This window comes from Geobacillus zalihae NBRC 101842 (assembly GCF_001544135.1).
Taxonomy (GTDB): Bacteria; Bacillota; Bacilli; order Bacillales; family Anoxybacillaceae; genus Geobacillus; species Geobacillus zalihae.
In genome coordinates this window covers 15,459-39,341 of record NZ_BCPV01000010.1, presented here as the reverse complement: position 1 = coordinate 39,341, position 23,883 = coordinate 15,459, and the positions used below count along the sequence as shown (strand labels likewise).

The window sequence follows — 23,883 nt, the reverse complement described above, 5'->3', positions numbered from 1 at the left end:
GGCGGGCGCAAACGTCCGGACAGCTGAGAATTTCAGCTAGTACATATAGCGGTTCATAAACCGAAGCCGGTCGAACCGTTGAATCGATTCGGCGTCGACCCGTTTGCCAATGCGGACCATGAGGCAGTTCGCCGGATGGGAGCAAATTTCCGGGTCGTCGGTCGCATACCAGACGAGCCCGCCGGCGTTCATCATTTTCTCCATCACTTTTCGGTACTCCCATACGTTCAGCCCCGTGCCTTTTAGATCCCAATGCCAATAATACTCCGTTGTAATGATGATATAGTCTTCCATGGCGTCGTCCATCATCGAGACGATCAATAAATTTTTTCCGACGCCAAACCCGCGGAACTCCGGAATGACTTCAATGGCGCCAAGCTCGAGCAAATTTTCCATGTTCCCTTCCGACCAACGTTCGAGAGGATCAGGATACAAAAACGTCACATACCCGACAATCACCTCGCCGCGGCGGGCGATGATGATCCGCCCTTCCGGCAGCTTGGCGATTTCGATCAACGCTTTGTGCTGTTTGGCAGGCGGGCGGAAGGAAGTGAGGTCATGGTGGAATTCATAGCTGGCCAACGCTTCCGGCGTCACCGGCCCTTCGATGAGGAGCGTTCCTTTCGGGGTTTTCAGCTCTTTGGCGTTATACGTTTTTTTATGTTCCATTCGTCCACCACCTGAATTGGTCGTTCTGCTTCCATTATACATAAAAACGGCGCCGGCTGGTGCGGTTCAAAAAAATTTCAAAAAAGTGGGGACGAGGAATATTTTAAAAATTGAGAAATGGTTTTCAATCGACTATAATAGAAATGTAATCACTTACATAAGGGGGATCGGAGAATGAACACAGAACGGCTTCCTGTCATACAAGGGGACTACAATTTGAAAAACTACGAAGAAACATATAAACAGTTTCAATGGTCGGAAGTGGAGAAAGAGTTTTCTTGGCATGAAACGGGCCGAGTCAACATGGCGTATGAGGCGATCGACCGCCATGCTGAGTCGTTCCGTAAAAATAAAGTGGCGCTCTATTACCGCGACGCGGTGCGGAACGAGAAATATACGTTCAAAGAAATGAAAGAGATGTCCAATAAGGTGGCGAACGTCTTAAAACAGGCGGCGGACATTCAGAAGGGCGACCGTGTGTTCGTGTTCATGCCGCGTTCTCCGGAACTGTACTTTGCGGTGCTTGGGATCATTAAAACCGGCGCCATCGTCGGGCCGTTGTTTGAGGCGTTCATGGAAGGAGCGGTGCGCGACCGTCTTGAAGACAGCGGGGCGAAGGCGATCATTACGACGCCGGAGCTTCTGCCGCGCGTGCCGGTCGGCGATTTGCCGGAGTTGAAGTACGTCTTTTTGGTCGGCGACGGCATTGTCGAGGAAGGGCCGTACATCGATTTGAAAAAGCGGATGAATGAGGCAAGCAAGCATTTCGACATCGAATGGGTCGACCGCCAAGACGGCTTGATTTTGCATTACACATCCGGTTCGACCGGCAAGCCGAAAGGCGTTTTGCACGTCCATAACGCGATGATTCAGCACTATCAAACGGCGAAATGGGTGCTCGACTTAAAAGAAGACGACATTTACTGGTGCACGGCTGACCCGGGGTGGGTGACCGGGACGTCGTACGGCATCTTCGGCCCGTGGCTGTGCGGAGCGTCAAGCGTCATCGTCGGCGGCCGCTTCAGCCCGGATGCTTGGTATCAAACGATCCAAGATTTCGGCGTCACCGTCTGGTACAGCGCGCCGACGGCGTTCCGCATGCTGATGGGCGCCGGCGATGAAGTCGTGAAAAAATATGATTTAAGCTCGCTCCGCCACATTTTGAGCGTCGGCGAGCCGCTCAACCCGGAAGTCATCCGCTGGGGGATGAAAGTGTTCGGCCGCCGCATCCATGATACGTGGTGGATGACGGAAACAGGCGGGCATCTCATTTGCAACTACCCGTGCATGGAAATCAAGCCGGGATCGATGGGGAAACCGATTCCGGGCGTTGAGGCGGCGATCATTGATGACCAAGGAAACGTCTTGCCGCCGTACCGGATGGGCAACTTGGCCATCAAAAAAGGCTGGCCGTCGATGATGAAAACGATTTGGAACAACCCGCAAAAATATGAATCATACTTTATCGGCGACTGGTACGTATCCGGCGATTCGGCCTACATGGATGAAGACGGCTACTTCTGGTTCCAAGGCCGTGTTGACGATGTCATCAACACATCCGGCGAGCGCGTTGGGCCGTTTGAAGTCGAAAGCAAGCTCGTCGAGCATCCGGCCGTTGCCGAAGCCGGCGTCATCGGCAAGCCGGATCCGGTGCGCGGGGAAATCATCAAAGCGTTCATCGCGCTTCGCGAAGGGTACGAGCCGTCCGAGGAGCTGAAAGAAGACATCCGCCAATTTGTGAAAAAAGGGCTTGCCGCTCATGCCGCGCCGCGTGAGATCGAGTTCCGCGACAAACTGCCGAAAACGCGGAGCGGGAAAATCATGCGCCGCGTCCTAAAGGCGTGGGAGCTCAACTTGCCGACCGGCGATTTGTCGACGATGGAAGACTGATGAGCGAAAAGCGTCTGGAACATCCGCTGTTCCAGGCGCTGTTGTTCTTTTCAGACTGGGGCCGAAGCGGGGCGGCTGCAAAGACGGTGATGGAACGGAAAACGCGGCCAACAGCGTGATTTCTCCATTTGAAAAACTTGATACATGCCCGTTTCCTCTTCGCTTAAGAACCATCCATTTGGCGAAAATCGTTGTGCTTTCCCCATCTTCACCAAACAAGAAGGGGTGTCCCAACAAGGATCGGGACACCCTCTTTTCGATCACCATATATACGCGCCAACTCTTTATTCAAAACGAATGGCATCTTCTAAAGAAAGCCAATCAAAGAAAGACAATCTTTTGGGTCAGCTCCTTGTCATTCTACGTCACCCGACGGCGGGGGAGAAGACGGCTCGCCGCTCTTTTGATGACCGGAATTGGGCGGCGAGGCGGACGGCAGCGAAACGAGGTTCGACGGCGCCGATTCCTGTCCGGCGATGTCCACAGCAGTGACGCAGTACGCGGCGCCCGGCTGCAGCGGCGAAAACGAGGCTGCCTCGTCCGCTTTAACAGCGGCGGCGAGGCGTCGTTCCCCCGTTTCGTTCACTAGATAGACGCGGTAGCCGATGACATCCGGCTCGTTATGGCGATTCCAGACGAGCTTGCCCCCTGCAAGCCGAGCGGCGGGTGGAGCCGGTGGACGGCCGTTTTCCTTTAATGTGGAGATGAGCGATGCATCGCCCGCCTGCCCTTCGCCGTTGATCCCCCAATCGGCGAGAAGCTTCGGATTCACGATCACTTCGCGAGTGACAAACTCTTCCGGCGTCGTCTCAAGCGCCACATAGCGGCGTCCGCCGATGACGACGACCCGGCTTTCCATCACTTCCTCGCCGCTTCCTTCCCGCGGTGCAAACTTCGTATTGTACAGATCGTAACGGACGAGCCCGGCTTTTTCGCACGCGGCCGACGGGCTGAAGCCGCTCGCGGCGCAGTAAGCGCGGCGGACGATGCCGCCTGGCATGAGAAACCGCTTCGGCGGAGCGATGAGCTTCGGGTTTTCTTGATAGGCAGCATTGATCAACCGCGCCCATAACAGCTGGGTGCGCTGGCTGTAGGAAAGCCCTTTGTAGCGGGACTCAAGCGGCGCCGGCCGGTCATAGCCGATCCAAACGCCGAACGTGACGTTCGGATTGACGGCGATAAACCACGAATCGCGCTTGTCTTGCGATGTGCCGGTTTTTCCCGCCCAATCGGCGGAAAAGGTCAAGTAGCGCGGCACCGACGAGGCCGTTCCACCGTGAAGCACGTCGCGCATCATATCAATCATCAAGTACGACGTTTGCGGCGAAAACACCGGGACGGGTTTGCTTTGATGTTTGTAAACGATCTTTCCGTTTTTGTCCACAATCTTCTCAATCATGTAAGCGTCCACGAACGATCCGTAATTGGCGAACGTCGCATAGGCGTTGACGTTTTCCTCGACCGTGACGCCAATGTGCGTCCCGCCGATCGCCAAAGCTGGATTGGCCTCTTCTTGTTTGGCGACGCTCGTGACCCCCATTTTATGCAAATAGTCGATCGGATGGCGGGATCGAATTCTCATATACGTCCGAACGGCCGGAATGTTGAACGATTGCTGCAAGGCATAGCGCGCCGTGACGAGCCCGTGCGTTTTTCCGTCCGCGTTTTTCGGCGCATATGAACCGATCGAAAGCGGCAAGTCGGGAATGATCGTCGCCGGCTGGATGACGCCCATCTCCATCGCCGGCGCGTATACTAAGAGCGGTTTCATCGTTGACCCGTTGGACCGGTGCGCCTGGGTGGCGTGATTCAACTGCTCGCGCCCATAATCGCGTCCGCCGACGAAGCTGATGATTTTTCCCGTTTTGTTTTCGATGAGCATCGCCCCGACTTCGACCGGTTGGCGATGGGGGATCGTTTTCCCTGTTTTCTTGTCTTTGGTGTAATACACATTGTCGCTTCCGTAATACGGGTAGCGGGCAGCGATGCGCTGCATTTGTTCATAAATCTTTTTGTCGATCGTCGTATAAATCCGATATCCGCCTTGGCGCAGCGCTTTTTCCGCTTCGCCGAGATAGCGGCGGAAACGAGCGGGTTCGCGCTGCACTTCTTCCGGCTTATAACCGTCGCGCTTGGCGAACGTCTCGGCGAGCACCTCTTTCGCCCGCCGCTCAATCTCCATCGTCAAAAACGGATATTGTTCAAACGGCGACGGCTTCGGGGCGGCCAAATGCTTCGCCACATCATAGGAAAGCGCTTCCTTATACTGTTTTTCCGAGATGTAGCCGGCCCGTTTCATCCGGTACAGCACCGTTTTCATCCGTTTCAATCCCGCCGAGAGGTCCGGTTTGACGCTGCCGTCAGCGGCAAACGGGGTGTAGACGAACGGGTTTTGCGGGAGCCCGGCCAAAAACGACGCTTGAGCGAGATTCAACTCTTTGGCGTTGACGCCAAAGACGCCTTGGGCCGCGGCTTGGATGCCGGCGATGTTGCGCCCTGAAGAATTGCGGCCGAACGGAACGACGTTTAAATACGCCTCTAAAATGTCTTCTTTGGAAAAAAATTTCTCCAGACGAAGCGAAAGCAGCATTTCTTTCGCCTTCCGCTCAAACGACACCTCGTTCGTCAACATCTGGTTTTTGACGAGCTGCTGCGTAAGCGTGCTCCCGCCGCTTTTGACCGGCGAGTTGGTCAGCTCTTGAAACACGGCGCGGATGACGGCCTTCGGAACGACGCCGTCGTGTTCATAAAAATGTTCGTCTTCGGTCGCGATGATCGCCTGCACGACGTATGGCGACACCTCGGAAAGAGGCACCGCCTCGCGGTCAAGGTCGGACCGGAACCGCCCTAAATATACGCCGCCGTCAAAGTACATGTGGCTCGTTTCGCCGTAATGGTAAATCTCCTTTTTCATCTCGTCGGGAGAGGGAACGGGCATATCTTTGACCAAAAAGGCAAAATAGCCGGCGCCGGCGCCGATGGCAAAGCAGACAAGGCAGAGTGCGGCGACGAGCAAAATGAAGATGACGTTCCAAACCACATCGTATGTAAGGGAAAAATAATGCCACGCTTTTTCAAGAGAAATGGAAAGTTGGTTTCGCTTCATGCCAGCCCCCCTATGCGGCAAGTCATTATATATCAGTATACCATAGGAAGGGGAGGCATTGTGGAATTTTGCCGATTTTTCGCCGTTTGTGCGAAAAGCGTTAGGGTTGACAGCGAGTGCATCGCTATGGTAATAAGAATGTATATATTTCATATGAGAAAGCGATGATGGGAACAAGTAGCGGCTGTCTCCCTGGTGCAGAGAGCTGGCGGACGGTGCGAGCCAGTCCACAGGCAGGCGTGAATTACCTCCCTGAGCAGCGATGGCGAACGGTTTTGGCACCTAGTAGCCATCCGCCGGCCGGCGCCGTTACCCAAATGAGTGAGAAAGCACCATGCTTTCTAAGTAGGGTGGTACCGCGACGAACACTCGCCCCTTCATGACGGGCGGGTGTTTTCTTTTTCATGACATTCATAGAGAGGTGAAGGACATGGATTTGCTTGCGGAATTGCAATGGCGCGGGCTCGTCAACCAAACGACGGATGAAGACGGGTTGCGCAAGCTGTTGAATGAGGAGCGGGTGACGCTCTACTGCGGGTTTGACCCGACGGCGGACAGTTTGCATATCGGCAACTTGGCCGCCATTTTGACGCTGCGCCGCTTCCAGCAGGCTGGGCACCGGCCGATCGCCCTAGTCGGCGGAGCGACGGGGTTGATCGGTGACCCGAGCGGGAAAAAAAGCGAGCGCACGCTCAATGCGAAAGAAACCGTCGAGGCATGGAGCGCGCGTATTAAAGAACAGCTCGGCCGCTTTTTAGATTTTGAAGCGGACGGCAATCCGGCGAAAATCAAAAACAACTACGACTGGATCGGGCCGCTGGATGTCATTACGTTTTTGCGCGACGTCGGCAAGCATTTCAGCGTCAACTACATGATGGCGAAAGAGTCGGTTCAATCGCGCATCGAAACGGGCATTTCATTTACCGAGTTCAGCTATATGATGCTGCAGGCATACGATTTTCTCCGCCTGTACGAGACGGAAGGCTGCCGCCTGCAAATCGGCGGGAGCGACCAATGGGGCAACATCACGGCAGGGCTTGAGCTTATTCGCAAAACGAAAGGCGAGGCGCGGGCGTTTGGCTTGACGATCCCGCTTGTGACGAAAGCGGACGGCACGAAATTCGGGAAAACGGAAAGCGGCACGATTTGGCTCGATAAAGAGAAAACATCGCCGTACGAGTTTTACCAGTTTTGGATCAACACCGATGACCGCGATGTGATCCGTTACTTGAAGTACTTTACGTTCCTGTCGAAAGAGGAAATCGAAGCGCTTGAACAAGAGCTTCGTGAGGCCCCAGAGAAGCGGGCGGCCCAAAAGGCGCTTGCTGAGGAAGTGACAAAGCTCGTGCACGGCGAAGAGGCGCTCAGGCAAGCGATTCGCATTTCTGAAGCGCTCTTTAGCGGCGATATTGGCAATTTGACAGCGGCGGAAATTGAGCAAGGGTTCAAAGATGTGCCGTCATTCGTTCATGAAGGAGGCGACGTTCCGCTTGTCGAGCTGCTCGTTTCTGCCGGCATTTCGCCATCGAAGCGGCAAGCGCGCGAAGACATCCAAAACGGCGCCATTTACGTCAACGGCGAGCGCCTTCAAGACGTCGGAGCCATATTAACGGCTGAACACCGCCTTGAGGGGCGGTTTACGGTCATCCGCCGCGGGAAGAAAAAGTATTATTTGATTCGCTACGCCTAAGAAAAAAGATCCGAAATGCATCGGCATTTCGGATCTTTTTTGCGCCTTTAACGCGAGTAGAACTCGACGATGAGCGCTTCGTTGATTTCCGCCGGCAGTTCGGAACGCTCCGGCAAGCGGGTGTACGTCCCTTCCATTTTTTCCGGATTGAACGTCAAGTAATCTGGAATGTAGTTGTTCGCTTCGAGCGCTTCTTTAATCACTTGCAAGTTGCGCGATTTTTCGCGAACGGCGATCGTTTGTCCCGGTTTGACGCGGTACGACGGGATGTTGACGCGGCTGCCGTCGACCAAAATGTGGCCGTGCGTCACGAGCTGGCGGGCTTGACGGCGCGTGCGGGCCAACCCTAAGCGATAGACGAGGTTGTCTAGGCGCGATTCTAACAAAATCATGAAGTTTTCGCCGTGTTTGCCCGGCATTTTGCCTGCTTCTTCAAACGTTTTGCGGAATTGGCGTTCGTTCACGCCGTACATATGGCGCAGCTTTTGTTTTTCTTGCAGCTGCAAGCCATATTCCGACAATTTCCGCCGTTGCCCTGGACCGTGTTGGCCAGGCGGATACGGACGTTTTTGCAATTCTTTCCCCGTGCCGCTCAATGAGATGCCAAGGCGGCGGGAAATTTTCCACATTGGGCCAGTATAACGAGCCATTCGTTGCTCCTCCTTACGCTTTTATTCCCGTAAAATAAAAGCAGATGTGCGCCAACAATTACGGCCATTTTGTTTTCATGCATCCTCGCTCTCGCAGCTAAGAGTTACGCGATGCACCTCGGCGGGCCGAGGAACAAAATGAACCATAAAGGTGGGCACAAAGGCTGCTATATTTTACACAAAGGCTATTATATGATTTTTAGAGGATAAAGTCAACATTTTGTTTTCCCTCTTCTCGATTTGTATGATATAATAAAAGATGCAATTTTTAGAAAAAAATTGTCATCCCATTCTCTCGCTTGGAATGATGATGCCGGTTTGGGTGGAAAAGGCGATGAACAAGGAAGAAATGAAGCGGTATGAATCATTTAAACAAAAATTTTTCCACTGGTTTTTAGCGTTTCAGGACGATGGGCCGTTTTCGGCGGCGGCGGGCGAGTTGCTCGCGCTGCTGAAAGAAGAGCTGGCGCTCGAGCAATCCGTTTTTTATTTGTACGACCCGGTGCGGGCTGTCTTTTATCCGGAAGCGGCAGCGGTTGGGGAGTCGAGTGCTTTGCCGATCGCGGCTGATGGAGAGCGGAAAGTCGCTGTTGTCGATGCCGGTGGGCCGCATATGGCGGCCCGGCTCTTTTTCATGCTTTCTGATGAGACGCCGGCGATGGTCGAGCTCGTGTATCGAAAAGATGGCGGTTTTGACGAGCGGTTGTTGTGGGAGATCCGGACGGATTTGGCGCGATTGTTCCGGAAGCTTAGCGCGGTGCTGCAAGGAGAGGGCGAAGAGAAACGGTATGGACAGTTGCATCGCTTCGCCGCCAAAATTCATTCCTCGATGCATATCGATGTTGTGCTTGAAGAAATTATCCGCACGCTGCAAAACGTCTATCCATCGTTCACCTACCACCTTCTGTTGTCGCATGACAACCATCTGCGCGGAAATTTGCCGATCAAAACGCTTGTATTGGATGAAAGGGAAAAACAGACGGCGGCGTTGCGGGCGTTTTTGACTGGACAAGTGCAATGCGAGGAGATGGAGGCGCCGCCGCGCTCGGTGCTGTACGCCCCGATTAAAGGGGTGCAGGCGGTGTATGGGGTGATTGAAATTATCGCCCCATACGCTGCGCCATTTCCAAAACGAGAGATTCATTTTATTTCGCTGTTGGCGAGCACGGCTGGAAGCGCGCTGGAGAACGCCAAGTTGTATGAACAGTCGCGCCGGCTTGTCTCCGATTTGCAGCTGATCAATGACACAATGCGCCAATTGAACGCCCGGCCGCGGCTTCATGAAGCCATTGAGTACATGGTATCGCAAATCCAACAATCGTTCGGCGCGGATGAAGTCGGTTTTTTCCGGTTTGCCGACGGCAAGTGGGAGCTTTTTCCAGGCAGCACGCCGTTTTTTTTCGACCATCGGTCCGAGCCCTATATCGAATGGGTGGAAAAGCGGCGCCAAAGCGGAAATGACATTTTATTTGCCGGCGATGTATGCGTGTCCGCTTTCGGTCCATTTCGCTCCATCATGGCGGCGCCGATGCAGCAAAACAAAGAAACGAAGGGACTGTGCATTGCGCTCGCCAGCGAGCCGTACCGCTTTACGTTTGAGATGTTCAAGCTCTTGGAATCCCTCGTTCAACATTCAACGCTGGCGTTTATGAACGCGATGCTGCGCGAAGAGCTCGAGAAGATGGTGGTCACCGATTATTTGACAAAGCTGCATACGCGCCGCTACTTGGACGAGCGGATCCAACAGTCGATGGGAACCGATGCGTCGGGAGCGTTCATGTTGCTTGACATTGACAACTTTAAGCAAATCAACGATGTGTACGGCCATCAAACAGGCGATGAAGTGCTTGTTCAAGTGGCAGAGACGATGCGCGCCAACATTCGCGACAGCGATGTGGCGGCGCGTTGGGGCGGGGAAGAGCTGGCGGTGTATTTGCCGAACGTGCCGCTGTCCGACGCCGTTGCCGTCGCCCGGCGCATCATGGAAAAAGTGCGGGAGCAAACGATCCCGGCGGTGACCGTGTCGTGCGGCATATCATGGTGGGGGCATGGCGGCTTTCAAGATGCAGAGCAGCTGTTCAAACGAGCTGACGCCGCGCTTTATATGGCGAAGGAGATGGGAAAAAACTGCATTTTTGTGCACGATGACGGTCATGTGTATAAGGTGTAAAAAAAGGAATCCGGGCAAGCGGATTCCTTCTTCGCGCTTGGTGCGCTTTTTTCGTCAGGCGGACATGAGCACGCTGGCAAACTGCTCCAAGTAGCGGCGGTCGATGTCATCGAAGCGGTTTTTCACCGGGCTGTCGATGTCAAGAACGCCGATGACGCGTCCGTCTTTGATGAGCGGCACGACGATTTCCGATTGAGACGCTGCATCGCAGGCGATATGGCCCGGGAATTGGTGAACGTCCGGAACGACCACCGTCCGCCGCTCGGCGGCCGCCGTGCCGCACACCCCCTTGCCGAACGGAATGCGCACGCATGCCGGCAAGCCTTGGAACGGGCCAAGCACAAGCTCCTCGCCGTCTGCGAGATAAAACCCGACCCAATTGATGTCGGTGAAAAACTGGTTGAGCAAGGCGGCTGCGTTCGCCAAGTTGGCGATGAAGTTGGGTTCCCCGGAAATGAGCGATTTCAGCTGTTCGATGACGAGCGCGTAATTTTCTTCGCGTGTTCCGTTGTAAGCCATGGGACGAAACATAGAACTAGCCTCCTTTTTCATCATGGTTGGAGCAGGACTCTGGCCTCAACATCCAGCAGGATGCAAGCAGGGAAATGGCTGATTCGCCTATTTTATGACGGCTGCGGGCGGTTGTCAACCGAAAGCGCCTCGCGGTCCATCCTCTCCCGTCCTTGGTGCAAGTCGGCGGCGCGATGGGCGTCGGATCCGTAGACGATCGGGATGCCCCGCCGCCGCGCCTCGGCGATCACGCCGCCCGGCGGATACGGCTCAAGGCAGAGCGGTTTGGCGGCGCCGGCGCCGTTGTAGTCCAATTCATAGCCGAACTGCTTGATGTCATCGAGAATGGCAACAATCCACTCATCCATTGGTTCCAAGCATGGGAAACGGCGTTGGAACTTGCGCACAAGCGTCATATGGCCGATGCGTCTCGGTTTGTAGCGGCCAAGCTCCGTGCGGATCGATTGCCGCACCGTTTCGTAGTAGGCGCGGTGGACGCGTTCGACCGATCCGAACAAGCGGACGATGTCGGCGAACATATCTTCGCTGTAATCAAGGCATACATATTGCCCTTCGTGGGCCAAAAAGTGAACCGATAAAATGCTGTCGTCAAGCAGCGGGCCGACCTCGTCGAGCAGGCGGGTTGTTTCTTCCTCAAAGCCAGGAATAAAATCGACTTCGAGCCCGACACGGATGGCAATGTCGTTTCGGTAGCGGGCTTTCACCTCAGCGACGGCGTGCAAATAGCGCTCAAGCTGGCTAAGCTTCATCGAACAGTCCTGGTTGGGCGTTGGATCGATAAACCGCTCAGGAAGCGGGGCGTGCTCCGTAAAGGAAATGTCGGTATAGCCCAGTTCGATCGCGCGCTCTACATAGGCCTCAAGCGGATCTTGGCTTCCGTGCGGACAAAACGGCGTATGAATATGCCCGTCGCGCATGATCGATTTTCCTCCTTCCTCCCTTATGTATCATAGCAAAAATAGTGAAGATTCTTGTAAAAAAAATAAAAATTTTGGTCAAAAAATGTCGTTAACATGGTATCATAAAAACATTGAAAAACATATATTTTTGCCTTCTCCGCTATTTTCGTTTGTTCGATAGAAGTAGCTTGAATGCAAGGAGGGCATCAGCGGATGGGAATGGCATGGATCGTTCTGCTCCTCGGAGCGGGGGCAATCATATATAATCATGTGTACCGGAAGCGGATGTACCGGGAAATCGATCGGCTCGAGGAATGGAAAATCAACTTGATGAACCGGCCGGTGCCGGATGAGCTGGCGAAAGTGAAACAGCTGAATATGACAGGGGAGACGGAGCAGCTGTTTGAACGATGGCGCCAGCAATGGGACGACATTGTGGCAGTGAAGCTGCCGAATGTGGAAGAACAGCTGTTTGACGCGGAGCGGCTGCTCGACAAATACCGCTACCGGCAGGCGCGCCGGCTGCTTGGGCAGATCGCCGACGGATTGCGTCATCTTGAGGAAGAAGTGCATGAAATCATTCATGAAGTGAATGAGTTGATCGGCAGCGAGGAACAAAGCCGGGCGGAGATCGAGGAGCTGCGTGCGGCTCACCGGGAAGCGAAAAAGGCGCTGCTTGCTTACCGTTATACGTTCGGTTCGGCTGCCGACTTGCTTGACGTCCGTTTAACGGAAGCGGAAAAGCAGTTTCAGCGGTTTGCCGAATTGACGGAAGCCGGCAACTATTTGGCGGCGCGCGATGTGGTTCTGACGTTGAAGGAAGAGCTCGGCCGGCTCACATCCATGATGGAAGAAATTCCTAAAATTCTTGGCGAATGCCAAACGTCGTTGCCAGCTCAGCTCGCTGAGTTGGCTGATGGCTATCGAGAGATGGAAGAGCGCGGATACATCCTTGACCATTTGCACATGGAGCGCACGCTTCAGGAAAAACGGGAAAAAATCGAGCAATGTCTGGCCATGATCCATGAGCTGCGCATCGAAGAAGCGAAGCAGATTGTCGCTGAGCTGAAAGAAGAGATCGACGCGCTCTACGATTTGCTCGAAAACGAAGTGCTCGCGCATCAATATGTGCAAACGGAAATGCCGCGCCTCAGCGGCATGCTTCAGGAGCTTGCCGCCGAGGCGAAGGAAACCGAGGCCGAGGCGCTGTTCGTCCAGCAAAGCTACCATTTGGCGCCAAGCGACCTCGAAAAGTACCGGAGCATCGAAAAGCAGCTGCACCAGTTGCAAAAGCGGTTTTTTCTCATTCAAGACCGCGTTGCCGAGGCGAAAACAGCGTATTCGCTCCTGAAAGAGGAGCTTGAGCAGCTTGTGTCCCAAATCGACCTCATGAAGGAAGAGCATGAACAGTTTCGAACGATGCTGCAGACGCTGCGCAAAGACGAATTGATCGCCCGCGAAAAGCTTGACGGCATGAGAAAAACATTGGCCGAGGCGCTCCGCCTTGTGCAAAAAAGCCGGCTGCCGGGGCTGCCTGAACCGTATGCGCTTGAATTGGCGGAAGCGAGACGCAGCTTGCAAGCCGTTGCCGCGCGTCTTGAAGAAAAGCCGCTTGACATGCCGGCGGTCGACCAAGCGTTGGAGGAGGCGAAAGCGGCTGTGGAACGGTTGTATGAGCGGACGGTGGAAATGATCGAACAGGCGACGCTGGCGGAGCGGACGATTCAATACGGCAATCGCTACCGACGCCGCTATCCAGCGGTCCGCAAAGGGCTGGAAGAAGCCGAATTTTTATTTCGCCATTATGATTATGAGGAGGCGCTCCGGCAAGCGGTGGCGGCCGTTGAAGAAGTCGAGCCGGGCGCGTTTGACCGTGTGCAGAAATTATGGCAGGAGGATAACAGCCGGGAACAGTGATCAACCACCTGATCACGAGTATTGATTATCCATTATTTTACTAAAAAACACAGCACAAGCTTTTCTGCCTCTTCTCTCGAACAGGAACGAAGCCCGGAATATTTTGAATGAGGGGGCTTCGTTTGCTGTCTTCGTAAGGCAGCCAAACCGTGGGACGCACGGGGATGGCTTGGCTGACAGCCTGCCGTGGGGCGGGTGTTCCCAAGAATCTCCCACCTCTAAGCGCAGGTGGGAGATTGTTCAATGGGTTTTTGGTGAATAATGTAAATGACGGTGTGTTTTCGTTGCCGATTGGCGCCTGTTTTGGTTAAGATGGACGATGTACAGCGATATTTTGCCGACAATGAGCGGAGGATGGAAGCGATGATTTATCTTGACAACAGTGCGACGACCAAACCATTTCCCGAGGTGGTCGATTCGTTCGTCGCCGTCGCAACGAACTATTTTGCCAATCCGTCGTCGCTCCATGGGCTGGGCATGAAGGCGGAGCGGCTTTTGGCGCAGGCGCGTGAACAAATCGCCGCCATGCTGCGCGTTAAGCCGAATGAAATCGTTTTTACCTCCGGCGGAACGGAGGCGAACAATTTCGCCATCAAAGGGGTCGCCTGGCAATACGAGCGGCGCGGCCGGCATATCATTACGACGAAAATCGAGCATCCGTCTGTCGCTGAACCGTGCCGCCAGCTTGAGGAGCTTGGTTTTGAGGTGACGTACTTGCCGGTCGACCGCGAAGGAAGGGTATCGGTTGAGCAAGTGGAACGAGCGCTGCGCGACGATACGATTCTCGTGTCGGTCATGCACGTCAATAACGAAGTTGGCACGGTGCAGCCGATCGAAGAAATCGGCGCGCTTTTAGCCCGCTATCCGAAAACATTGTTTCACGTCGATCGGGTGCAAGGGATCAGCAAAGTGCCGCTCGACTTGAAGCAAGCCGGTGTTGATTTATGCACGATATCGGCGCATAAATTTCACGGATTGCGCGGCGCCGGCTTGCTTTACGTCCGTGAAGGCGTCCGCTTGGCGCCGTTGATTGCCGGCGGCGGGCAGGAGCGGCAGCTTCGGTCCGGAACGGAGAACGTCGCCGCCATCGTGGCGATGGCAAAGGCGCTTCGCTTGGCCATGGAGCGGTATGAGCGGGACATCGGCCGGCTTCAAGCATTGAAAGACGAGTGGCTTGAAGCGCTCTCGGCGATTCCAGACATCGAGATCAACACGCCGCGCGATGGCGTCGCTCCTCATATCATCAACTTTTCGTTAAAGCGCGGCGTGAAGCCGGAAGTGTTTGTTCATGAACTAGAAAAAAATGGAATATACGTTTCGACGACGTCGGCCTGTTCATCGAAAAAAAAGGCGCCGAGCAAGACGCTTTTGGCCATGGGGCTTGGTGAAGACCGAGCCGAGCGCGGCATTCGCATCAGCTTGTCGTTTGACAACAGCCGGGAAGAAATCGCGCCGGCGGTGGCAGCGATCAAGCAGGCGATCAAAACATTAAGCGAGGTAACGGAATAAGATGAGGAACTATGACCGCATTTTGATCCGCTACGGAGAAATGACGACGAAAGGAAAAAATCGGAACATCTTCGTCCGGCGTCTTAAAAACAACATTGCCCGCAAACTGCAGGCGTTCGAGCGGATTCAGATTGAATATATGCGCGACCGAATGTACATTTTATTAAACGGCGAGCCGCATGAACCGATCATCGAAAAGCTGAAAACCGTTTTTGGCATTCATTCGTTCAGCCTGGCGATGAAGTGCGAAAACGATCTGGACGCCATTAAGGAAACGGCGCTCGCCGCCGTCCGCCAGCTCCCATACAAAGGAAAAACGTTTAAAGTGAGCGCCCGCCGCGTCGACAAGCAGTTTCCGTATCGAAGCGACGAGCTGAACTACGAGGTGGGGGCGCATATTTTGCGGCAGACGGATGGACTTACGGTCAACGTGCGCGAGCCGGATATTGACGTGCGCATTGAAGTGCGCCAAGACGGGACATATGTCACGTGCCGCGACATTTTCGGCGCCGGCGGCCTGCCGGTCGGAACGAGCGGCAAGGCGATGCTTATGCTCTCCGGCGGCATTGACAGCCCGGTTGCTGGTTATTTGGCGATGAAGCGCGGTTTGGAAATTGAAGCCGTCCACTTTTTCAGCCCGCCGTTTACAAGCGAACGGGCGAAGCAAAAAGTGATTGACCTTGTGCGCAAGTTGACGACATACGGCGGGAGAATCAAGCTTCACATCGTGCCGTTTACGGAAGTGCAACAAGCCATTTATCAAGGAGTTCCGAACGAGTACTCGCTCATTTCCACTCGGCGGGCGATGCTTCGGATCACCGATGCGTTGCGCCGCCGCCAGCGGGCGTTGGCGATCGTCACGGGCGAAAGCCTCGGCCAAGTCGCGAGCCAGACGCTAGAAAGCATGTACGTGATCAATGAGGTGACAAATACCCCGATTTTGCGCCCGCTTGTTTCGATGGATAAACTTGAAATTATCGAGCTGGCGAAGCAAATCGGCACACATGATATTTCCATTCTTCCGTATGAAGACTGTTGCACCATTTTTACGCCAAGAGCGCCGAAAACGAAGCCGAAAAAAGAAAAAGTGCTCCATTATGAGAGCCAGCTCGACCTCGCTCCGCTTCTGGAAAAGGCAGTCAATGACACAGAAACGCTCGTCATTGATGAAGAAACAGGGCAGGGCGATGAGTTTGCCGAGCTGTTTTGAATCTCAAAATTTACCAAAAAGCATCGCTGCATATCGCCATCTGTTTTCACACATTCTATAGGTACAAGGAGGTGAAAACAGATGGCACGCAACAACAGCAATCAACTGCTCGTTCCGGGTGCGCAACAAGCGCTGGAGCAAATGAAATATGAGATCGCTCAAGAATTTGGCGTGAACTTAGGCGCTGACACGACTTCGCGCGCCAACGGTTCGGTCGGCGGTGAGATCACGAAACGTCTCGTAGCCATGGCGCAGCAACAATTGGGCGGCGCACGCCAATTCTAATTTCATCATGATGGCTTACGCGGCGGGGGCATTCCCCGCCGCTTTCATATGAGAAAAACGGTATTCAAAATAGAACGACTATTTTGTATAATAAAGATGCCGACCAAGGTGAAACAAGACAGAGGGGGAGAGGAACGATGAGGCGGGAAGACTTGATTGCTCCCGAGCGCTACAATTTAACATCGGAAATGGAACGGCATGCGGCCGCCGGCCCGGATCGGATCGCGTTGAAATGGGAGAGCGAGCAAGGCGAAACGAAAGAGATTACATACGGCCGCTTGATGGCGCGCGCCAACCAAATTGGAAACGCTTTCTTATCGCATGGGCTCGAAAAAGGCGATAAAGTGCTCGTCATGATGCCGCGCCTCATTGAAACATACGAAGTGTATATAGGGGCGCTCAAAGCCGGGCTTGTCGTCATCCCAAGCTCGGAGATGCTGCGGACAAAGGATTTGCAATATCGGCTCGTCCATAGCGAAGCGAAGGCGGTTGTCGCTTATGCGCCGTATACGGACGAATTTGCGCCGATTGACGGCATCGAACGTTTGACGAAGTTCGTCATCGGGGAACCCCGGGACGGATGGATTCCGCTTGAAGACGCCATGGCCAAAGAGAGCGAAACGCTTGAGGCGGCGGATACCTCGCGCGATGATATGGCGTTTTTGTCGTACACATCCGGCACGACCGGCAATCCGAAAGGGGTCGTCCATTGCCATGGTTGGGCGTACGCCCACTTGCGCACGGCTGCGAAAAACTGGCTGTGCATTGAAGAAGGCGACCTCGTTTGGGCGACGGCCGGACCGGGATGGCAAAAATGGATTTGGAGCCCGTTTTTATCGGTGCTCGGCTCGGGGGCGACCGGTTTCGTCTACTACGGCCGCTTTGAGCCGGAAAAATATTTGCAGCTATTGGAAAAATACAACATCAATGTGCTGTGCTGCACGCCGACCGAGTATCGTTTGATGGCGAAAGTGCCGGACATCGGCCGCTATCATCTATCTCATTTGCACAGCGCCGTGTCCGCCGGAGAGCCGCTCAACCGCGAAGTGATCGACACGTTTGCCAAGCATTTCGGCGTCGAAGTGCGCGACGGCTACGGCCAGACAGAAAACACGCTGCTTGTCGGCGTCATGAAAGGAATGCCCATCAAGCCGGGTTCGATGGGGAAACCGACGCCAGGCAACCGCGTCGAAATTATCGATGAAAACGGCGAGCCGTGCCCGCCCGGACAAGTCGGCGACATCGCCGTCCATATCGAGACGCCGGCGCTGTTTAAGTATTATTACAAAGATCCGGAGCGGACAGCGATGCAGTTCCGCGGCGACTACTACATTACGGGAGACAAAGCGCGCAAAGACGAAGACGGCTATTTCTGGTTTGAAGGCCGCGGGGATGACATCATCATCAGCGCCGGCTATACGATCGGCCCGTTTGAAGTCGAAGACGCGCTTGTCAAGCACCCAGCCGTAAAAGAGTGCGCCGTCATCGCCAGTCCGGATGAAGTGCGCGGCCATGTTGTCAAAGCGTTTGTCGTGCTGCGCGACGGGGTCGACAAAGACGATCCGTCTCTGATTCCGGCCCTGCAAGAACATGTGAAACAGTTGACGGCGCCGTACAAATACCCGCGTAAAATCGAGTTTGTCGACGATTTGCCGAAAACGGCGTCCGGAAAAATCCGCCGCGTCGAGCTGCGCGAGCGGGAAGCCCGCCTTGCCGGCCGGTCGTCGTAAGCAGAAAGAGCCGGTTGAGCTGGCCGTTGCCAGAAGCGGAGCGATGTCCGCGCGGCGACCAAACAAGAGGGTGTCTCGTTGCGAGACACCCTCTTGCCGCATGCGCGTCGAACGGATTCGCCATTTTAGATCCGGTGTTTTGCCGGGAGAACAGACACACGCTTCACAAAAAGACGCGTTTCACTTTATCCCAGAACGAATTGTCTTTCAAGCGCACCGTTTTGACCACCCGGTCGCTTAAACGAATGTCAATCCGCTCAATATGCTGGATGCTGAGCGCTTCATTGTCGAGGCCGATGATCGGAAAATGGCTTGTTTCTTCCGACATTTTCAGCGTCAACGTCCGCGAGCCGCTCAAAATGAACGGCGAGCCGAGCGTCCGATAGCGGTTGCTGTTGAGCGAGGCGAGTTCGCTCACTTGAAAGCACGGCAAGAGCGGATCGACGACCGCTCCGTGCACCGATTTATTGTAGCCGGTGCTGCCGGTCGGCGTCGAAACGATGATGCCGTCGCCGCGGAACGTCTCGAAATGCAAGTCGTCGATGAAAACGTCGATCGCCATCGTTTTAATGATTTGCGAGCGGATCGAACATTCGTTTAAGCAGAAAAACGAAGCCGCGCCGTCGATCGTCACTTCGATGATTGGGTAGCGCCGCACTTCGAGTTTCCAATTTTTCGCCGCTTCCACCATATGATCGATGTCGTCAATATGGAAATCGCAGTAAAACCCGCGCGCCGGCAAGACGGACACGCCGACGTACAAACGGTCAGGAAGAAATCCCGTCTGCCGCACCGCCTGCAAAAACGCGCCGTCATCCCCGATGCTGACGATGATGTTCGCTTCCCGATAGTCGTCGACGACAACAAACGGACCGTGCTCTGCCAGCTCCATGAGCGGCTTCACCCGTTCGATGAGCTTGTCGTCGCGCTTATAAAAAAAATAAAGACGGTTGCGTTCCATATCCATGTTTTGCCCTCCTGCTGGCATCATCTAATCAATCGATGTACAATGAATATTGTACCACGTTTGCCAGGATTCTAAAAATATGGGCAGCCGATGCAGGGGGGAAGACGATGAATCGAAAACGATGGACCGCGTTGGCCATCGCCGCCGCCTTGTTTGTGATCTCGGTGCTTGTTCAAGCGGTTGGCGTTCTTTTGTCCGACAAGGCCGGCGGCTGGTCGGAAAGCTGGCTGGCGCTCATGGAGTCGCCATTTAGCGAAGAAGTCATCGCCGAGGGCGACCCGTTGAAAAAAATCGCTGTGTTGGAAGTGAACGGAGTTATTCAAGATGCGGGGGAAGCGGAGTCGTTTCTTTCCTCATCACAGTACAACCACCAAACGTTTTTGCAAATGATCAAACAGGCGAAAGAGGATCAAAACGTCAAAGCGATCATCTTGCACATCAATTCGCCGGGCGGCGGTGTCGCGGAAAGCGCGGAAATTTACGATCAGCTGATGAAGCTGAAAAAGAAGACGAACAAGCCGATTTACGTATCGATGGGGGCCATGGCCGCCTCGGGCGGTTACTATATCGCGGCGGCCGGCGATAAAATTTTCGCCAGCCCGGAGACGATCACCGGCTCCATCGGCGTCATCATGCAAAGCGTCAACTATGAAGGGCTGGCAAAGAAGTACGGCGTGGAGCTTGTCACGATCAAAAGCGGGCCGTACAAAGACATCATGAATCCGGCGCGCAAAATGACCGAAGCGGAACGGGAGATTTTGCAGCAGCTGATCAATGATTCGTATGATGCGTTTGTTGATGTGGTAGCCAAAGGGAGAAAGCTGCCGGAAGACACGGTGCGCAAGCTGGCGGACGGCCGCATTTATGACGGGCGACAGGCGAAGGCGCTCCGCCTTGTCGACGAGTTCGGCTACTTGGATGACGCGATCGCTGCGCTCAAAAAAGAGCATCATTTAACCGGCGCTCAAGTCGTAAAATACGTGAACGATGCGCCGTGGAGCTCTCTCTTTGAGATGGTGTCGAACCGGATGAAGCCGGACAGCGAGGCGGCCGGGCTCATCCGCCTGTTGTCGCGCCCATCCTCGCCGCGGCTTATGTATTTATACGCCGAATAAAGGAGTGGAAACATGACGGACATGCAAATAACGGCGACGCTGGCGGATCATCTCCCGCCGGCAGAGCGCCCCCTCTGCTACGGCGGCTTTTGGCTTCGTTTTTGGGCGTATTGCCTTGATGTCATTGTTGTCTCGAGCCTCAACCGGCTCATCGTTTGGCCGCTTTTTCGCCTGTTCGATTGGCCGCTTGCGCAGGACGGTTTGTTCGCGCCAGCGGCGGTCGCGGCCGCCGTCGTCTTTTACGCCTATTTCGTGTTGATGACGAAAGCGTTTGGGCAGACGCTTGGCAAAATGGTGTTCGGCTTAAAAGTGGTCGATGAGCGCGGCGAGCCGCTCACCTGGCTGACCGTGTTGTTTCGCGAAGTCGTCGGCAAATTCATCGCGAAAAAATTGCTGTTCATCGGTTTTTTGTTTGTTGCGTTTTCCGAAAAGAAAAAAGGGATGCATGACCAGTTCGCCGATACGATCGTTGTCCGCGAGTAACAATCCGTCTGCATCAAGAACGGACCGTCAACCAATGTCCGCCTGCCGAAACGGCAGGTTTATTTTTTTTCTAGATGGCGACAATGGATGATGAAAGGGAGGGCGGACATTGAAAGCAATCATCGCGGTCATCGCAACAGTTGTTCTTTTGCTTCTTCTTGTCGCCTGGATGAAAGTGTCGGTGACGGTCGTGTTTCGCCATATGAAAGACGACGATGAATGCAAAATCGTGGTGCGCACGCTGTTTGGCCTCCTCCGCTACACCGTCCGCATTCCGCTCATCAAAGTAGAAATGGATTCGGATGCGCCGGGGGTGGCGTTTCTCCATAAAAAAGGAGTGGAGGGAACGCGCGGGAAGGAGGAAAAGAAAGGGAAATTGACCCTAAAAAAAATCGCCGACCTGTTTCGGCAGCTGAAACGGTTTCTCGAGCAAGTCGTCGACTTGCATGAAATTATGAAACAATTTTACCGCCACGTGACGATTACGAAATGGGAGTGGAAAACGAGAATCGGCACCGGCGACGCCGCGTCAACGGGCTTGCTCGTGGGGCTTGGCTGGTCGCTGAAATACATGATCATCGGTGCTGCGAGCCGCTATATGAACATGAAAACAACTCCGGCTGTCGCCATCGTTCCGGCCTACGATCGGGCCGCTTCAGAAACGGTGTTTTTATGTATGATTCAGTTTCGAATCGGGCATGCTATGGTAGCAGGATTGCGAGTGGTCAAACATTGGCGCGGACAGCGGCCGCCAAAGCGAAACCCATTGGCGGCCAAGCAGGCAAATGAAGGCTACTAGGAGGAATGACCGATGACGAACCATCCGATTCAAGGGCTGATGACAACAGCGATGGAAAACTTAAAACAAATGATCGACGTCAATACCATTATCGGCGACCCGGTGGAGACGCCTGACGGGAGTGTCATTTTGACCGTCTCGAAAGTCGGGTTTGGCTTTGCCGCCGGCGGCAGCGAGTTTATGCTTGACGGCCAGCAAAACGGCCACCAAGGGGCGCAAGCCGGCGGGAACGGGCAGGCCCAAGGGAACGGACATCCGTTTGGCGGCGGCAGCGGCGGCGGCGTCTCGATTACGCCGATTGCGTTTCTCGTCGTCAACTCGTCCGGGGTGAAGCTGCTCCATTTGGATGAAAGCACGCACTTATACGAAAAAATTCTCGATGTCGCGCCGCAGGCGTTTGAGAAGATTCAGGCGATGCTGAAGAAAAACAAGAAAGACGGCGCCGCAGGCCAAAAAGCAGACGACTTTGACATTTAGCCGGACCGTTGGCGTCCGGCCTTTTGTTTGTCCGCTGTCATGAACGGACAAAATCGTTGAAAAATTCCGTTCCGCGTTTTAGTATGGAAGTAGTACATATTTTTTCTAAAGGGGGAGAGAACCCATGGCCTATGTGACGTTTAAAGGGCAGCCGGTGACGCTTGTCGGCAACGAAGTGAAAGTCGGCGACAAAGCGCCGGATTTCACCGTGCTTGATCAAAACTTGCAGGAAGTGACGCTCGCGGATACGAAAGGACACGTCCGCCTGATCAGCGTTGTTCCGTCGCTCGACACCGGGGTTTGCGACGCGCAAACGCGCCGGTTTAACGAGGAAGCGGCAAAGCTCGACAATGTGAAAGTGTTGACGATCAGCGTCGATTTGCCGTTTGCGCAAAAGCGGTGGTGCGGCGCCGCCGGCATTGAGAACGTTCAAGTGTTGTCCGACCATCGCGATGTTTCGTTCGGACAAGCATACGGCGTCTTGATCAAAGAACTGCGCCTGCTTGCCCGCGCCGTGTTTGTCATCGACAGCCATGACACAGTGACGTATGTCGAATACGTGCCGGAAGTGACGAACCATCCGAACTACGAAGCGGCGATTGAAGCGGCGAAAGCGGCGAAATAATGAAAAGGCCCCGACCCGTTCGGGGCCTTTTCCGTTCCTATCGGCGCTTTTCTTGCGGCGCGAGGCGGACGGCCGTACAATATACAGAAGGGACGTTGGCAGAAAGGTGGGGACGTACAGATGATGACGCCAGTCGAACGGTTGTTCACGGTATTCGATGAAACGGCCCAACTTTTGCAAGAAGAATTGCAATGCACGTATTTAGAAGCCGTCGCGGAGACGGGGGAGAATTTGTTCCACGGCGACGTGCTGCAAGATGAGGTGAGCGAGCTGAACGCGAAACGGCTGAAAAAGCAGTATCGCGAACTGATGCTGGAACGGTTTCAAAACGAAGAAATCCGCAAGGCGTTTCAGCTTGCGGTGTTAAAAGGGATGCGCAAGCATGTTCAGCCGCACCACCAAATGACTCCGGATGCGGTCAGTTTGTTTTTGGCGTATTTGGTCCGCGAGTTTACGCGCTCGCATTTGGCGCTTAAGATCCTCGACCCGGCCGTCGGCACGGCGAATTTATTGACGGCGGTGTTAAACGGCCTTCGGGGAAAACAGGCGGCGAGCTACGGCAGCGATGTCGATGATCTGCTTGTCAAATTGGCGTACGTCAACGCGAACTTGCAAAAGCATCCGGTGCAGCTGTTTAACCAAGACAGCCTAAGGCCGCTGTTTGTTGAGCCGGTTGACGTCGTTGTCTGCGATCTGCCGGTCGGCTATTACCCGGATGACGACAATGCCGCCCGCTTCGCCTTAAAAGCGAAGGAAGGCCGGTCGTATGCCCATCATTTGTTCATCGAGCAAAGCTTGCGTTATACGAAAGAGGGCGGCTACTTGTTTTTCCTCATCCCGAATACGTTGTTCTCAAGCCCGCAGGCGGGGCAGCTGAACGAATTTTTAAAAGAGGCGGCCATTGTCCAAGGAGTCTTGCAGCTGCCGCTGTCGATGTTTCAAAACGATCAGGCGGCAAAAAGCGTGTTGATTTTGCAAAAGAAAGGGCCGAACGTCAAAAAGCCAAAACACGTGCTGCTTGTCGAGCTGCCGCGGTTTTCCAACAAATCGGCGATGCAGGCGATGATGGCGAAAATCGACGCCTGGATCACCGAGGAAAAAGAACGTTGAAGAAAGGGTGTCCCAAACGCAGCGGGACGCCCTTTTTGATCACCGTATAGG

At 54.4% G+C, this 23,883-nt stretch carries 20 protein-coding genes and 1 other annotated feature; of the genes, 14 read left to right on the top strand and 6 right to left on the bottom strand.

What is annotated here, in order from left to right:
• Positions 1–36: 36 nt before the first annotated feature.
• Positions 37–669: a GNAT family N-acetyltransferase gene (locus GZ1_RS05075; protein ID WP_011232281.1), complete on the bottom strand. Its 633-nt coding sequence runs from the start codon at positions 667–669 to the stop codon at positions 37–39.
• Between the two features lie 174 nt (positions 670–843).
• Here GZ1_RS05075 and acsA point away from each other — a divergent pair, with 174 nt between their 5' ends.
• Positions 844–2,559 (top strand): acetate--CoA ligase, encoded by a 1,716-nt coding sequence (gene acsA, locus GZ1_RS05070; RefSeq protein ID WP_011232280.1) that lies wholly within the window; start codon positions 844–846, stop codon positions 2,557–2,559.
• Between the two features lie 355 nt (positions 2,560–2,914).
• Here the strand turns inward: acsA and GZ1_RS05065 are convergent, their stop codons facing one another.
• Positions 2,915–5,665 (bottom strand): transglycosylase domain-containing protein, encoded by a 2,751-nt coding sequence (locus GZ1_RS05065; RefSeq protein ID WP_060788023.1) that lies wholly within the window; start codon positions 5,663–5,665, stop codon positions 2,915–2,917.
• A gap of 155 nt (positions 5,666–5,820) precedes the next feature.
• Positions 5,821–6,045 (top strand) — a binding site (T-box leader).
• A 50-nt stretch (positions 6,046–6,095) separates the two neighbouring features.
• Between GZ1_RS05065 and tyrS the strand changes: the two genes are divergently transcribed.
• Positions 6,096–7,355, top strand: a complete 1,260-nt coding sequence (tyrS, locus tag GZ1_RS05060) for a tyrosine--tRNA ligase (RefSeq protein WP_060788022.1) — start codon at positions 6,096–6,098, stop codon at positions 7,353–7,355.
• Positions 7,356–7,402: 47 nt separating this feature from the next.
• On the opposite strand, the gene rpsD is transcribed toward tyrS, so the two are convergent.
• A complete protein-coding gene (rpsD, locus tag GZ1_RS05055; protein WP_011232276.1) occupies positions 7,403–8,005 on the bottom strand; it encodes a 30S ribosomal protein S4 in 603 nt (200 codons plus the stop codon).
• Between the two features lie 310 nt (positions 8,006–8,315).
• Here rpsD and GZ1_RS05050 point away from each other — a divergent pair, with 310 nt between their 5' ends.
• Positions 8,316–10,175 carry a sensor domain-containing diguanylate cyclase gene (locus GZ1_RS05050; RefSeq protein ID WP_081132779.1) on the top strand — a complete coding sequence of 620 codons (1,860 nt, stop codon included), beginning with the start codon at positions 8,316–8,318 and terminating at the stop codon, positions 10,173–10,175.
• 54 nt (positions 10,176–10,229) lie between these two features.
• Here GZ1_RS05050 and msrC read toward each other — a convergent pair whose 3' ends face one another.
• Together msrC and hisJ are read right to left on the bottom strand one after the other, a co-directional pair.
• Positions 10,230–10,706: a free L-methionine (R)-S-oxide reductase MsrC gene (gene msrC / locus GZ1_RS05045; RefSeq protein WP_015375636.1), complete on the bottom strand. Its 477-nt coding sequence runs from the start codon at positions 10,704–10,706 to the stop codon at positions 10,230–10,232.
• Between the two features lie 92 nt (positions 10,707–10,798).
• A complete protein-coding gene (hisJ, locus tag GZ1_RS05040; RefSeq protein ID WP_015375635.1) occupies positions 10,799–11,623 on the bottom strand; it encodes a histidinol-phosphatase HisJ in 825 nt (274 codons plus the stop codon).
• A 195-nt stretch (positions 11,624–11,818) separates the two neighbouring features.
• On the opposite strand from hisJ, the gene ezrA reads away from it, so the two are divergent.
• From ezrA to mbcS, 5 genes are all read left to right on the top strand, one after another.
• Positions 11,819–13,522, top strand: coding sequence for a septation ring formation regulator EzrA (ezrA, locus tag GZ1_RS05035; protein WP_060788021.1), 1,704 nt, complete (start codon positions 11,819–11,821; stop codon positions 13,520–13,522).
• A gap of 363 nt (positions 13,523–13,885) precedes the next feature.
• Positions 13,886–15,031 carry a cysteine desulfurase family protein gene (locus GZ1_RS05030; protein WP_060788040.1) on the top strand — a complete coding sequence of 382 codons (1,146 nt, stop codon included), beginning with the start codon at positions 13,886–13,888 and terminating at the stop codon, positions 15,029–15,031.
• A gap of 1 nt (position 15,032) precedes the next feature.
• Positions 15,033–16,241 carry a tRNA uracil 4-sulfurtransferase ThiI gene (gene thiI, locus GZ1_RS05025; protein WP_060788020.1) on the top strand — a complete coding sequence of 403 codons (1,209 nt, stop codon included), beginning with the start codon at positions 15,033–15,035 and terminating at the stop codon, positions 16,239–16,241.
• 81 nt (positions 16,242–16,322) lie between these two features.
• Positions 16,323–16,526 carry an alpha/beta-type small acid-soluble spore protein gene (locus GZ1_RS05020; protein ID WP_011232268.1) on the top strand — a complete coding sequence of 68 codons (204 nt, stop codon included), beginning with the start codon at positions 16,323–16,325 and terminating at the stop codon, positions 16,524–16,526.
• Between the two features lie 137 nt (positions 16,527–16,663).
• The gene (gene mbcS / locus GZ1_RS05015; RefSeq protein WP_060788019.1) at positions 16,664–18,256 is read left to right on the top strand and encodes an acyl-CoA synthetase MbcS; all 1,593 of its coding nucleotides are present in this window, start codon (positions 16,664–16,666) and stop codon (positions 18,254–18,256) included.
• A gap of 163 nt (positions 18,257–18,419) precedes the next feature.
• Here mbcS and GZ1_RS05010 read toward each other — a convergent pair whose 3' ends face one another.
• Entirely contained in the window at positions 18,420–19,223 is an 804-nt protein-coding gene (locus tag GZ1_RS05010) for an NAD kinase (RefSeq protein WP_060788018.1), read from the bottom strand.
• A 107-nt stretch (positions 19,224–19,330) separates the two neighbouring features.
• Between GZ1_RS05010 and sppA the strand changes: the two genes are divergently transcribed.
• From sppA to GZ1_RS04980, 6 genes are all read left to right on the top strand, one after another.
• A complete protein-coding gene (sppA, locus tag GZ1_RS05005; RefSeq protein WP_060788017.1) occupies positions 19,331–20,338 on the top strand; it encodes a signal peptide peptidase SppA in 1,008 nt (335 codons plus the stop codon).
• 12 nt (positions 20,339–20,350) lie between these two features.
• On the top strand, positions 20,351–20,821 hold the full coding sequence (locus GZ1_RS05000) for an RDD family protein (RefSeq protein WP_013524344.1): 471 nt from the start codon (positions 20,351–20,353) through the stop codon (positions 20,819–20,821).
• Between the two features lie 109 nt (positions 20,822–20,930).
• Positions 20,931–21,620, top strand: coding sequence for a DUF2953 domain-containing protein (locus GZ1_RS04995; protein WP_060788016.1), 690 nt, complete (start codon positions 20,931–20,933; stop codon positions 21,618–21,620).
• A 12-nt stretch (positions 21,621–21,632) separates the two neighbouring features.
• Positions 21,633–22,097 carry a GerW family sporulation protein gene (ytfJ, locus tag GZ1_RS04990; RefSeq protein ID WP_015375629.1) on the top strand — a complete coding sequence of 155 codons (465 nt, stop codon included), beginning with the start codon at positions 21,633–21,635 and terminating at the stop codon, positions 22,095–22,097.
• A gap of 124 nt (positions 22,098–22,221) precedes the next feature.
• The gene (tpx, locus tag GZ1_RS04985) at positions 22,222–22,722 is read left to right on the top strand and encodes a thiol peroxidase (protein ID WP_015375628.1); all 501 of its coding nucleotides are present in this window, start codon (positions 22,222–22,224) and stop codon (positions 22,720–22,722) included.
• A gap of 120 nt (positions 22,723–22,842) precedes the next feature.
• A complete protein-coding gene (locus GZ1_RS04980) occupies positions 22,843–23,832 on the top strand; it encodes a class I SAM-dependent methyltransferase (RefSeq protein ID WP_060788015.1) in 990 nt (329 codons plus the stop codon).
• Positions 23,833–23,883 lie beyond the last annotated feature (51 nt).

Coding starts and splice junctions, on each gene's coding strand:
- GZ1_RS05075 (WP_011232281.1), bottom strand. CDS start 669: ATGGAACATAAAAAAACGTATAACGCCAAAGAGCTGAAAACCCCGAAA.
- acsA (WP_011232280.1), top strand. CDS start 844: ATGAACACAGAACGGCTTCCTGTCATACAAGGGGACTACAATTTGAAA.
- GZ1_RS05065 (WP_060788023.1), bottom strand. CDS start 5,665: ATGAAGCGAAACCAACTTTCCATTTCTCTTGAAAAAGCGTGGCATTAT.
- tyrS (WP_060788022.1), top strand. CDS start 6,096: ATGGATTTGCTTGCGGAATTGCAATGGCGCGGGCTCGTCAACCAAACG.
- rpsD (WP_011232276.1), bottom strand. CDS start 8,005: ATGGCTCGTTATACTGGCCCAATGTGGAAAATTTCCCGCCGCCTTGGC.
- GZ1_RS05050 (WP_081132779.1), top strand. CDS start 8,316: ATGCCGGTTTGGGTGGAAAAGGCGATGAACAAGGAAGAAATGAAGCGG.
- msrC (WP_015375636.1), bottom strand. CDS start 10,706: ATGTTTCGTCCCATGGCTTACAACGGAACACGCGAAGAAAATTACGCG.
- hisJ (WP_015375635.1), bottom strand. CDS start 11,623: ATGCGCGACGGGCATATTCATACGCCGTTTTGTCCGCACGGAAGCCAA.
- ezrA (WP_060788021.1), top strand. CDS start 11,819: ATGGGAATGGCATGGATCGTTCTGCTCCTCGGAGCGGGGGCAATCATA.
- GZ1_RS05030 (WP_060788040.1), top strand. CDS start 13,886: ATGATTTATCTTGACAACAGTGCGACGACCAAACCATTTCCCGAGGTG.
- thiI (WP_060788020.1), top strand. CDS start 15,033: ATGAGGAACTATGACCGCATTTTGATCCGCTACGGAGAAATGACGACG.
- GZ1_RS05020 (WP_011232268.1), top strand. CDS start 16,323: ATGGCACGCAACAACAGCAATCAACTGCTCGTTCCGGGTGCGCAACAA.
- mbcS (WP_060788019.1), top strand. CDS start 16,664: ATGAGGCGGGAAGACTTGATTGCTCCCGAGCGCTACAATTTAACATCG.
- GZ1_RS05010 (WP_060788018.1), bottom strand. CDS start 19,223: ATGGATATGGAACGCAACCGTCTTTATTTTTTTTATAAGCGCGACGAC.
- sppA (WP_060788017.1), top strand. CDS start 19,331: ATGAATCGAAAACGATGGACCGCGTTGGCCATCGCCGCCGCCTTGTTT.
- GZ1_RS05000 (WP_013524344.1), top strand. CDS start 20,351: ATGACGGACATGCAAATAACGGCGACGCTGGCGGATCATCTCCCGCCG.
- ytfJ (WP_015375629.1), top strand. CDS start 21,633: ATGACGAACCATCCGATTCAAGGGCTGATGACAACAGCGATGGAAAAC.
- tpx (WP_015375628.1), top strand. CDS start 22,222: ATGGCCTATGTGACGTTTAAAGGGCAGCCGGTGACGCTTGTCGGCAAC.
- GZ1_RS04980 (WP_060788015.1), top strand. CDS start 22,843: ATGATGACGCCAGTCGAACGGTTGTTCACGGTATTCGATGAAACGGCC.